This window comes from Microcoleus sp. T3_D1 (genome assembly GCF_036700405.1).
GTDB lineage: Bacteria > Cyanobacteriota > Cyanobacteriia > Cyanobacteriales > Microcoleaceae > Microcoleus.
On record NZ_JAUBOV010000032.1, the window covers coordinates 63,039 to 75,245 of the forward strand.

The 12,207-nt window shown below is 46.9% G+C and carries 7 protein-coding genes and 1 pseudogene; 3 read left to right on the forward strand and 5 right to left on the reverse strand.

What is annotated here, in order from left to right:
- Nucleotides 1-13: 13 nt before the first annotated feature.
- The 3 genes from QT992_RS16225 to QT992_RS16235 all read right to left on the reverse strand — a co-directional run bounded on the left by QT992_RS16225 (nucleotide 14) and on the right by QT992_RS16235 (nucleotide 3,358).
- Nucleotides 14-1,246, reverse strand: coding sequence for a DUF445 family protein (locus QT992_RS16225; RefSeq protein ID WP_333336635.1), 1,233 nt, complete (start codon nucleotides 1,244-1,246; stop codon nucleotides 14-16).
- Between the two features lie 96 nt (nucleotides 1,247-1,342).
- On the reverse strand, nucleotides 1,343-2,044 hold the full coding sequence (ubiE, locus tag QT992_RS16230; protein ID WP_333320133.1) for a bifunctional demethylmenaquinone methyltransferase/2-methoxy-6-polyprenyl-1,4-benzoquinol methylase UbiE: 702 nt from the start codon (nucleotides 2,042-2,044) through the stop codon (nucleotides 1,343-1,345).
- A 369-nt stretch (nucleotides 2,045-2,413) separates the two neighbouring features.
- Nucleotides 2,414-3,358, reverse strand: a complete 945-nt coding sequence (locus tag QT992_RS16235) for a response regulator (RefSeq protein ID WP_333320135.1) — start codon at nucleotides 3,356-3,358, stop codon at nucleotides 2,414-2,416.
- A 156-nt stretch (nucleotides 3,359-3,514) separates the two neighbouring features.
- Between QT992_RS16235 and QT992_RS16240 the strand changes: the two genes are divergently transcribed.
- A complete protein-coding gene (locus QT992_RS16240; protein WP_333320137.1) occupies nucleotides 3,515-4,609 on the forward strand; it encodes a RuBisCO accumulation factor 1 in 1,095 nt (364 codons plus the stop codon).
- A 178-nt stretch (nucleotides 4,610-4,787) separates the two neighbouring features.
- Here the strand turns inward: QT992_RS16240 and QT992_RS16245 are convergent, their stop codons facing one another.
- Nucleotides 4,788-5,921, reverse strand: coding sequence for a DUF4349 domain-containing protein (locus QT992_RS16245; protein WP_333336633.1), 1,134 nt, complete (start codon nucleotides 5,919-5,921; stop codon nucleotides 4,788-4,790).
- A 166-nt stretch (nucleotides 5,922-6,087) separates the two neighbouring features.
- Here QT992_RS16245 and QT992_RS16250 point away from each other — a divergent pair, with 166 nt between their 5' ends.
- A complete protein-coding gene (locus QT992_RS16250; protein WP_333336631.1) occupies nucleotides 6,088-8,550 on the forward strand; it encodes an ATP-dependent helicase in 2,463 nt (820 codons plus the stop codon).
- 564 nt (nucleotides 8,551-9,114) lie between these two features.
- Here QT992_RS16250 and QT992_RS16255 read toward each other — a convergent pair.
- Nucleotides 9,115-10,797 carry a tetratricopeptide repeat protein gene (locus QT992_RS16255; RefSeq protein WP_333322578.1) on the reverse strand — a complete coding sequence of 561 codons (1,683 nt, stop codon included), beginning with the start codon at nucleotides 10,795-10,797 and terminating at the stop codon, nucleotides 9,115-9,117.
- Between the two features lie 304 nt (nucleotides 10,798-11,101).
- Here QT992_RS16255 and QT992_RS16260 point away from each other — a divergent pair.
- Nucleotides 11,102-12,207 (forward strand): annotated as a pseudogene (locus QT992_RS16260) (RluA family pseudouridine synthase); the annotation flags it as partial.

The following is a 12,207-nucleotide window of genomic DNA, read 5'->3' on the forward strand; positions in this document are numbered from 1 at the left end:
CTGTCGAAATAAATCATCGCTGAATCCAAATCACAACTGTCTGTAAACAGCCGACAAAAACACCCAAAATCCCTCCTAAATTTACAATTCCCTGCAACTCGCTTTGGACAATTCCCTGAATAGCTAACTCCAACTCTTCAGGAGAAGTACCTTTGACTCGATCGACAATCACCTGGTCAATATTCAAAATCGGGATAGCCTGAGCTACAATATTTTCTAAATCCCGCTCTAAATAACGCTCTAAAACCAAAGCCAGTTCTTTGCTGACAATTCCGAGGGAAGCGCTCATCACCGCTGAAGTTTGCAAGCGATTGAGAATCAACCGCGAAATATTTTCCCAGTCAATAGATTTACTCAACCCCTCAAGTACGTCTGTACCCCGCTGCTGAACATAGCTGCGAACACTGTCGCGCATAGTTTTTCGCAACTGTCTCACAGTCGAAACCGGTAAATTTTGCATCGACAAATTTTGCAGCCATTCCTGAATTCGCCCGCGAATTCCTAAAGAAATAGTTAACTCTGCTAAGCGCTGATTTGTGGCTTCTCTGTCATCCAGACAAAAAGTCCGCAGCCGAGTTAAAGTGTTCCGCAAACCAAACAAATTTGCTACTACCCAATAAGTGCCACTGGTTTTTTCTCGAAACCCTTCATCGATGATCGAAATATTGCGATCCGTCAAAAAGTCAATTAAAGCCTGCCGCAGCACTTCCGGGGGTATTACTACCTGCAACAACCAATCAGCAAGCTGAGCCGCCTGAGCTTCCGTTAGCTGAATCTCCAGCAAAACTTGGTCAAAAATTTGATTAAGCTGAGCTTCTAAAAAATCTTCCCGGCGCGCCAACACTTTGAGAATTCGCGGCACAGATTCCCCCAGCAAATCTCGCAGAATGTTAGCGAGAATTTTAGCCGTTTTTTGCTCTGCGTCTGCTTTTACCTGATCCAGCGCCAACTGCAACAGCCAGAGAATTATTGACTGCATCCGCTCAGTTTGCAGGAGGCGGCGCGCTAAGTTTTGCAGTTCCTGTGGCGTCAGCAGCGAACCCATAATTGTGTCGGAAATTCGCTTTGCCAAGCGCTCTTGGTTGCGGGGGATCAAGCCTGGAGTGAAAGGCAACTTCCGCCCTTTGATGTAAATAGCTCGATAGGGGCGGAACAGCATTTTGATAGCTATATCGTTAGTGAAATAGCCAATAATTCCTCCCACTACAGGTGGGGCCAACAACAGCCAAATGTCAGACGGATTCATCAATAATTGGGAATTGGGAATTGTTGATTGTTGACTGTTAACTGTTAACTGTTGACAACTGACAAGTGACAACTGACAAGTGACAACTGACAACAGTCAACGGACTAATACCAATACTCCCATCATAGCTCCAGCAATAGGATAGTGGGTGGCGGCGGCAAATCCGGCTTTGTTGGCGATCGCGACTTGCTCCTGGCCGATCGGGAATTTTTCTAAACTAGGATTAATGTAGGCATATTCTTGAGTCATGCCAAATTGCTGAGCAATGGGCACTACGAGAGAGTCTAGATAAAACTGCTGAAAGCTCCGCATTAGGGAATTGCTGGGGCGGTGGAGGTCGAGAATAGCTGCTTTGGCACCGGGTTTGAGCACGCGGTGCAATTCCTGAAGACTGCGGGGGATGTCAGTCACGTTACGCAGCCCGTAACCCATTGTGGCGCAGTCGAAGTAATTGTCAGCAAAAGGCAAGTCTAGGGCGTCAGCTTCTACCCAGGAAATCGGACTTATAGGGGTGAGAAAAGGTCGATCGCGCCTGGCCGCCACGGCTAATTGTTCGGCAGAAAAATCTACTCCAAATACGCAACCGGTCGGCCCTGCTTGTTTAGCCAGCAACAAAGCTAGATCCCCGCTACCGCAGCACAAGTCTAAACAAGTATTTCCGGGGCCCGCACTGCTCCATTTCACCGCCATTTGCTTCCAAATCCGGTGTTGCCCAAAGCTCAACCAGTCGTTCAATTGGTTGTAAACTGGTGCAATTCGATTAAATATAGTTTTAATTTGTTCGGCGTTATTAGTCATTGGCAATTTGTCATTGCGGAGGTGAAAAGGTGATTTGGGAAAAGGTGATTGGTCAGCCGGAACTAATAATTAATCCGTGCATTCATGTCATGCTGTCGCCAGTCATTAATGCTTTTTATTATTAGCTATCCGCGAGATTTTGTCTTGAATCCTTCGTTTGCTATTATTTTAAACTCAAGACAGAGAGCCGACTAATAACTAATGACTGACAACTAATGACTGATGACCCCGCCCAAAAACAGGTACAAGCTCCCGACAATCGTCGTGGAGATTCCAAAATTTTAGACTTTTGTTCAAGATCCAAGATTCACTGCGCTGCAAGTAAATCTAAAATCTAAAATCTAAAATCTAAAATCGACTGACTGATGACTAATGACCCTTAAAACTCGTCAATACCAAAGCAACTTCTTGAGCGGCGAGGTGAACTGTTGTGAGTTCGTCGGGGCGCAGGGAACAAGGTTGCTTCCACTGCATGGAAATCAGGGCGATCGATCGACCTTTGTGACTCACCGGGATGGTCAGGTGAGCTTGAATGCCGGATTTCTGATAGTGCGGCAAACTCGCTAGGTTGGTGTCGAGCCCAATATTCACAGCACCCTGAATAGTTTGAGAGGTAATTGCTTCTCGAACCAGAGGATCGTCGGCCAGCCAATTTTCCACAGTTGAACCAGTGGTGTGACTGCCTTGGGCTGATATTAAAACATTTCCTTCCACCAGTTGCAAAATGCAAGCGTCCGCCAAAAAATTATCACTTATAGCAGTAGCAATTGGATCTAAACTTGCTTCCAAACTCGGATAATCCACAGCCGTTTGCATGATTGTTGCTAACAGTTGTATTTGAGTTTGGGCGCGATCCAATTCCTCAGTCCGCTGCTTGAGAATTTCATAAGTCTCGGCCGCCTTTTGCACCACCATCTTCAGTTCGTTCGGGTCCCAAGGCTTGGTGATATACTTGTAAACCTGTCCTGAGTTAATGGCATCCACCAAGTCTTCAATATCCGTAAAACCAGTCAAGATAATTCTGACCGTATTCGGAAACTGGGGCACGGTTTTGCTCAAAAACTCCGTTCCCTTCATTTCGGGCATCCGCTGGTCGGAAATGATGACGGCGACCTCGCCTTCGATGCCGAGGACTTCCAAGGCGCGAATTCCGCTCTCAGCTTTGAGCACGTTAAAATCTCGTCGGAAAGTGCGGTAGAGTAAATCCAGATTGTCTGGCTCGTCGTCTACTACCAGCATTTTGGGCTTTTTCGGTCTGTGTAGGGTCATGAGCTGGCGTTTAATTTGATCTAGCTCTGAAATGGCATTATCCATAACAATACGATAAACTCCCCTTTGTAAATTTAGGCGAGCAACTATTCTGTAACAATAGTCTCATAACTCACTTACTATTAATCTATCGCTCTGCCGCGACACGAGCCTTGCCGGTATCCAATTACACATAACTTAGCCTGAGTTTTTGATTCAATTATGACTGATACACCGCAAGATTCCTCCCCTCCTGCATCTGCACCCTCCACCAATGCTGTGGATGCCGAAAAGTTAATTCGATCGCTCCGCCGCAAAGAAGGCACTTGGGTAGAGTGGGGACAGGCCTGCACTGCACTGCTAAAAGCTGGCTACAACTCTCAAAGGATTTTTGAAGAAACTGGTTTTGAGCCAATTCAGCAAAATCAAGTAAGCGTCGCAGCCCAAGTTTACACCAGCATGGTAAATGCTGGGGCTTCAGAGGAAGTTCGATCGCACTTCTTGAAAAAAGGTAGCGATATCTTATACGAGTTTCGGATTCTCTCTCAAGTAGAGCGGGCCGGGGCGGCTGCTTTGATGCTAACCCACAATTTGGATGTTGACGATGCTCGCCAAGTTGCTAAAGCGATCAAGGAGTTTTCGCACTTCGGGAGTCTCCCCCAAGGTTTCACAGACACTCCCGGCGATGCTATGGCTTACCAATGCTGGCAATTAGCGAGACAGAAAAGCGATTTGCAAGAGCGATCGCGCTTAATTGCTCGCGGTTTAAAATTAGCTAGCAGCCAAACCGCTAGGGCGCAAATCGAGCAGTTGCTCGTCGATTTTACCGTAGTTGCGAGACGGGAAGCACCCCGCCTGCCTGTCTACAGGCTCGATACCGAAGAACAATTGCCGCGCGTTGTCCCGGTTGTGGGCAAATTGCCGCTTTCTACGACAGATTTGCTGGCAGTGCCTTTGCCGGAGGAAATCGAGCCGTTCCGAATGGTAAAATTTTCTGGAGCCGGAGCTTGGGTGGCGATTCCCGGATGGCAGGTAATTTTGAACGCTGAAGATCCGGTGGCTGTTTTGGAAATGAGCGATAAATTGCCGGTACCGCTGCAAGGCAAAGTAGAAGAAGTTTTGATTATTGCCGATCGAGCCCAAAGACAGTGGGATGCTGAGAGTTATTTCCTCGCAGATAACGGGGGCAATTTAGAACTGCACTGGTTTGAACAATCCCCGAATTTTTCGCTATTGGGGCGAGTTGTGCTGGTGATGCGGCCCAAAAAGATTGTGGATGAAGACTATACCAAAGATGGATGGCAAATTGATGATTAGTCAGTTGTCAGTTGTTAGTTGTCAGTTGTTAGTTGTTATTTGTCAGTGGTCAGTTGTTATTTGTCGTTGGTTTTAAGAACGGGTTCTCCGGCCGTTCCACAATACATAAATTTTACGTTGGTGGAATGACTACTGACTAATGACTACTGACTACTGACTAATGACTACTGACTAATGACTACTGAGGCGGTTTCGGTTCTTGAATTTGCGGAACAGAATGCTGTTTCTTAAATCGATTAAAGCCGTAAACCGCAGCCCCGATTAACAGCAAATAAGGACTGTAAGCCAACAGCCAAATACCCAAACCAAACAAACCGAGCGTCAATTCACCCACAGAATGAGTCGCTTTCCCCCAAGTTTCCTGTACCCGCAAACCTAGAGAAGGTTCCTGAGTTTGTTGAGCCGATACTGCTGCTTCTAGAGTTAAGCTAATAGTCGAATAGGCTACTTGATTTCGCAAACTTTTTAACTGAGCGTCAATGCGTTCGATCGACTCCCGAATATTGCTCAACTCTTGAGCAGCTTTGAGCACATCGCCGACAGAACCCGATCGCTCCATAATTTTTAACACCATTTCCTCCGATTTGCGGAGGTTCCGCAGTCTAGCCTCGCTGTCAACTAATTGATCGGTAACATCCTCAGCCATCAGAGAGCGGTTCTCTACAGTTCCGAGTTTTGCTAAAGCATTTAAAGTAGTTTCTAACCGTTCTTGAGGCACGCGAATCTCCACAGACGCCGTTTGGCGGACACTGGAATCCGGAGGCTTTTGATTTTGGAAACCCAAGATATCGCCTTGGTTTTTTTCGACAATATTAGTAACAGATTTAGTGCTAGCGTCAATAGATTTGACAACTACACTGAGTTGGGCTTTTTTAATCAGTTGGGGACGGGTTGCGGGAGTTTCTGCTGCTTTTTTTGATGCACCAGAAGTTTTTGACCTTTGGGCTACTGGCTCCGGTGCTGGTGCCGATTGTGGAGCCGATGCGGCAACTTGGTTTTCAGGGCTGCTGGACGTTTGAGCTCCTCCGCAGCTAGGCAAAGCAATTGTTGAAGATAAAGTTAAGAATACCGCAACAGCAAAACGAGTTGTGCTGTTGTGGGCTGGGTTTGGGTTTGGCTTGGGCGGGGGCAGGGCGGTTTCATTCTTGGTAGGGGCCGCGCCCCCGTGCCGGCCCTTTTGGCCTGAAACCCCCATGCGATGGTTGGTGGCGGGGGTAGGCACGGGGGCACTACCCCTACAAAAACCTCGTTTTTGGTGAGAATGAAACAGCCCTGGGTGCGGGGGGGAATTGATTTTGAGGTGAGTTTTCATTTGGGTGACTCCTCTAAAAAAGGCTTGGGTATTGAATTTTATGCTGGTTTTAATTTAAGCTCGAATAGATAGCGTTAGTTTAGCCGATACCGAAATGGAAACGGTAGAGGTTGCAGATTTTTTTATTCTTAACCGCAGATGAACGCAGATAAACGCGGATGTAATAATGACTGATGAATTTGATTCTGATTTTATGCGATCGACAACCAGTATCGATCGCCCGGATGTAGGCTCAGCGCTTTCAGAATCAGGGGTTGCCGCAGCTTTGCGAGAACAAGCTTGCCTTAAAATTCGCGAAAGCTTGCGTGCGGGCCAGCAGGACATGGCGGATTGGCAAGGCGGCCCCCTTGCTGTTTCGGCGGTTCCGGGGGCCGGGAAGTCTACGGGAATGGCTGCTGCGTCGGCAATTGCGATCGCCCGCAACCAGCTTCACAGCCGCCGCCAGTTAATTGTCGTGACATTTACGCGATCGGCTGCTGCTAATATTAAAGCTAAAATTCGGGAAAGATTGGCAGAATTGTCTTTATCGCAAGGCGGTTTTGCGGTGCACACTTTGCACGGTTTAGCTTTGAATATTGCGATGCGCCATCCCGATTTGTCGGGTTTAAATTTAGAAAATTCAACCTTAGTTACTCCCACTCAAAGTCACCGATTAATTCGTACCTGTGTAGAACTTTGGATTGCTGAAAATCCCCGTCGATATCAAGTTTTGTTGGAAGGACAGCAATTCGACGGAGAGGAAACGGAGAGGCTGCGGCGACAATCGGTTTTGCGGACGGAAATTTTGCCGCAGGTAGCTAAAACTGTGATTCACGAGGCGAAATCTTCGGGTTTATTTCCCGAACAGTTGTTAGAAATGAGCGCTCTTGATACTGGGGACGGTTATGAGATTTTAGCAGTAGCTGGGGGTTTATATCAAAAATATCAGGCTTTGTTGAGGAGTCGGGAATTTATCGATTATGACGAGATGATTTTAGCAGCTTTGCGGGTGTTGGACAATCCGAAGGCGAGGGCGATCGAGCAAAAGCAAGTATTTGCCGTTTTTGAGGACGAAGCGCAGGATTCGACACCTTTGCAGACTCGGCTTTTGGAAACATTGGCGATCGATCCCGATCGTCCTACTTTACCTCCCAATTTTATCAGAGTTGGCGACCCAAATCAAGCGATTAATTCTACTTTCACTCCCGCCGACCCGATTTATTTTAACCAATTTTGTGATGAGTGCGAAGTAGAGAATAAGTTAGCGACAATGGACGGCGCAGGCCGCAGCACCCAGGTAATTATCGATGCGGCTAACTTTATGTTGCAATGGGTAAATGGCTCGGAATTAGCGAAAAATGAAAAGCCTTTTCGCGACCAAACTATTAAGCCCGTACCCAGCGATGACCCGCAGCAAAATGCAAATCCTGCTCCCATTGGTCGAGGCTTAGAATTGCATACTCCCCGCGATATTTACCATACAGTTGAGTTGATTGGCAAGCGGGTAATTGAGTTAGTAGAAGAATTTTTACCAGCCGATTTTGAATTTACAAAAACTGAAAAAGCTATCGATTCAGGCGAAGAAGCGAGCGGAGGGGAAAATAGTGCAAAAATGCCGTTAGAAAATCTGAAATCGATGGCTATTTTGGTGCGGGAAAACAAACAAGGTAAGTTTATCAAAGAAGTGCTAGAAAATCCTCAAAAACACGGATTAAGCTTTGATTTGCGGAAATACGGGATTAAAATTGAAGATGTGGGAGAACGCGACAGACATTCTCAAGTACCTTGGGAAATCTTAACACTGCTGCAATTTCTCGATCGCCCCCACTCTCCAGACTACCTGAAAGCAGCATTAAAGATTTTGAGCGATCGACAACTGATTCCCAAACAAGACTACAATGCTTTTGCGACTAGCCCCGAACAATTCCTTTACCCAGGCCCGCTAGACCCGCAGCAGTCAGATCCGGTTCGCAAATGTCGCTATTTTTGCTGCGGTTTGCTGCAAGCTAGCTTAGAACTGCCACCCTACCAAATCATTTCATTCTTAGCCTTAGCGCTGCAATACGACCAAACAGAATTAGCCACCGCCGACAAATTAGCAGAACGGGTAGCAATCCAAACAGCCGGTAACAATTCAATGCACAATATTTTGGGCGTACTTAGCGAAATTGTCAGTTCCGAAAGATTTGAACCTGTGGATGCAGACGACAAAATAGAAGAACGCTATACCAGCAAAGGTCAACTAACAATTATTACCATGCACAAAGCTAAGGGATTAGATTGGGATTGCGTATTTTTGCCGTTTCTGCACGAACAAACCATCCCCGGAAATTTGCGAGTTTTGCCACAATCCCGATTTTTAGGAGATTTCACTTTAGCAGAGGTAGCGAGAGCACAAATTCGAGCAAGTTTGCACGAAAAATATCCTTTACCAAATCTAGGCGAAGCCTGGGAACAAGCCGGTTATTTGAAAACAGCAGAAGAGTTTCGACTGCTGTATGTGGCGATGACGCGAGCAAAAAGCTTGCTGTGGATGGCGGCGGAGAAAAAAGGGCCTTTTACTTGGAACAAACCAGAGAATTTACAGGAGCAAAAACCTTGTCCGGTAATGCCTGTTTTGAAGCAGAGATTTCCGAGTAATGCTATATAAAAAAGTAAGAATTATATCATGTCCTGTCACTTACCTTAAATCAGGTAGGGGCGGGTTCACCAACAATATCTGCCAATAATTAACAATCTCAAAAACCCGCCCTGCTGCCGGGATATTATGGTCAATCTATCGGACATGATATTAAGCTGATGTGCATCAGCTTATCACAAGTTATCTGGCCTTATAAAATCCCTATCTTTGTCGCATAATCAACTTAATTCGATTGTTAATTGTTGTTCATTTAAATTGTATGTTGAGGGCGGACTTTCCGGCCCAACCCCTACGGGAGCATCTCCGTTTTGCATTTACAGTGCGAGCGTCCCCGCTCGCGTATTGTACAATACGCGAGCGGGGACGCTCGCACTACAATAAAAAAAATGCTTTTTACAAAACTGAGATGCTCCCAACCCCTACTCCCCACAAGAGTGAAAATTTCTTTTACCATGCAATTTAAATGCGGATTAGCTTATTTGCAGGGGGAAGTTCAGGTTAAAACTTTACCCCAGCGCAGCGTTACGAAGAACAAAGCAATTTCACAACTCAAAAATTTTTGTCAATTTCCCCTTACCACTTTCCTGACATCGCGCCCTTGAGTCTCAATTCTTCTCGACTGACTAAAGCTTCGTAGTAATCTGGTTTGATTTCGAGGGCGACTCCGTAAGAGCTAATGGCATCTTGAGTTCGCTGCAATTTTTGCAAAACGTCGCCCCGCTGCGCCCAAGCTTCCCAGTTGTCTGGCTTGAGTTGAATTACTTGGTCAAAAGCGACGAGTGCTTGGGAATAGTTCTGCATTTCCCCTAGAATCACACCTCGCTGCACCCAGCCTTGATAGTTGTCCGGCCAGATAGTAATTGCTCGATCGTATGATGCTAGAGCTTGTTCGTACTGCTGCAATTTTGACAAAGCGTTGCCGCGTTGCAACCAAGCTTCAAAATTGTCTGGCACGATTTTTAGTACGCGGTTGTAAGCTGCGACGGCTTCTTCGTAACGCTGCAATTTTTCCAGCGCGGCGCCTTGCTGCAACCCTACTTTTGATGTAATTTCTGCTTCTGAAGTCAGAGAGATTACTTTATCAAAACAGGCGATCGCTTCTTCGTATTGCTGTAATTTTTCCAAAGCTTCGCCTCGCAAGTTCCAAGCTTCTAGAAAATTACCTTCAATTTGTAGGGCATTGCTGTAAGCGATAATTGCCTCTTTGTAGCGTTCCAATCCTGCCAGGGCGATGCCTCTACCCAGCCAAGCTTCGGGAAAATTTGGATTAATTTGAATGGCTTGGTCAAATGCAGCGATCGCCCCTTCAAAATCTCTTGATTCTGACAGTGTTTGACCGCGCCCGATCCATGCTTCGGGATACAAAGAATTAATTTGAATTGCCCGATCGAAACAAGCAATTGCCGCGTCGGCCCACTGGTGTTTGAGGGCCATTCCTTTATAAAACCAAGCTTCGCAGTCATTGGGCTGCATTTGCAGTACGCGATCGTAAGCTGTCACGGCTTCTGCATATTTGTGCAATTTTGCTGAAGCAATGCCCCGATTGAACCATGCCAGACTATTTTGTGGTTGCAGTTGAATGGCGCGATCGTAAGAAGTTACTGCTTCAGCGTAGCGTTCGGCTTTCATCAAAGCCAAACCTCGGTTCAGCCAAGCTTCCCAATTAGTCGGGACGAGTTTCAGCGCGCGCTCGAAAGCCGCCACAGCTTCAGGGTAGCGCTCCGCTTGAACCAACACGTTGCCTTGCCGATACCACATGGCGGGCAAATTCGGATGAAGTTGGGTTGCTTTTTTGTAACAGGTTGCTGCTGCATCCCACTGCTGCAATTCCTCTAAAACTCTGCCTCGCTGATACCAAGCTTCGTGCTTTTCTGAATTGATTTGAATTGCGGTGTCGAAAGCCGCGAGCGCTTCTGAGTGATTTTGCAAACTTAACAGCCCTGTGCCGCGCAGCATCCAAGCCCAGTATTCTTCGGGATTAATTGCTGTAGCTCGATCGGCACAGGCTACGGTTTCTGCGTAGGAATGCAGTTGCTTGTAAGCTTTGCCCAGATTCAGCCACGCCCTGGCCCAGTCCGGCTTAATTTGAACCGCTTTTCCGTAGCAAAGGACTGCCGCTTCGTACCTTCCTGCGGCGTACAATCTATTGCCCCGATCGTAATCTGGAAATGCTGCAAAAATTCTTAAAAGCGGCGGCAGCAGAGCTGGTTGGGGGTTTGAGGAGTTTTCTGGAGCCGAAGTCGAGAGGTCTGGCATACGCCTTGCACATAAAAAATTTAGTGGGATAACAAGCTTGCGGTCTTATATATTAACTTATGCTTTTCTTAATCTCGCTGCTGTTTTGAAACAAATTTAGCATATCAGGCTGGGTGCGACCAATCATTTTTACTTAATTCTAGTAGGTATAAAATTATGCACTCTTCCCACTTTCGGTACACCCCTGTAAGATACGGTCAGTCGATTTTCGATTTTCGATTTTCGATTTTCGATTTTCGATTAACCGAAAGCATCCAGGATACAAACAGATATGTCCTAATTCAGATTTCAAACCAAATTTAATATGTTAGAATTTCACGCGCTTTTAGATGTCACGGACTGTCATTGGGAGTCGATCGACTCGCAGCCGAATTATTGGTACGAAGGCCGTTGTCCTCAAAGCGGCGAACTGCTGAGACTGCCGCGCACTCGAATGTCCGAGGATCTGGCGCGGGGTTTGATGCAGTACCTGGCGGCTGACGATTCCTACGATCGCGAAGGGAAGATGTACGGCATATTACTGGTGGAGATGCCTTCGGGGGAACAGGGGATACTCAAAGCATTTTCCGGGCTGCTGAAGGGTTGCAGCATTGTTGAGGGGTGGGTGCCGCCGATTCCGGGACGCGATCGAGTTGCTTTCGATGAAGCCCGCACCTTAACTCAATTGGAGGCGATGAAACAGGAACTTATTGCACTCAATCAACTCCCGCAGCGGCAAGAGTATGAAGCCTTATTTCGGGAGTTTGAAGTGCAATTACAAGTTTTGAGCGATCGGCATCGCAATTCCAAGCTGCAGCGAGACGAAAAACGCCAGTTACTGTGTCAAACTCTCACAGCAGAAACACTAGAAATTGCCCTGGAACAACTGAATCAAGAAAGCCGTTTGGAGAAAATTGAACGCAGACAATTGAAACGACAGCGGGATGAAACATTGCAGCCCCTCAAACAATTAATTGAAGCTGCGGATGGACGGATGCGGGCGCTAAAACAGCAGCGAAAAGAACTTTCCCGCGAACTTCAGACGCAAATGCACGCGGCTTACACTCTGATGAATTTTTTGGGGAAATCGCGATCGATCTCCTCATTGATGCCAACTAATTCTATTCCCACTGGCACCGGCGACTGTTGCGCCCCAAAATTGCTCCACTACGCGGCAGTACACAATCTGAAACCGCTGGCAATGGCTGAGTTTTGGTGGGGGCCACCATCTGGCGATAAGATACAGGGAGAATTTTATGGCGCTTGTGGCGATCGGTGTCAGCCGTTGATGGGTTTTTTGCTGTCAGGATTGGCTCAAAATCGGATTGTTTCTAATATAAATGAGGGTTTAACAGGCGGGCTAGAAGCCCAACCCCTACTCCCCACAAATCATCATATTTCTTGTGGAACGGGCATCTTGCCCGTTGCGGG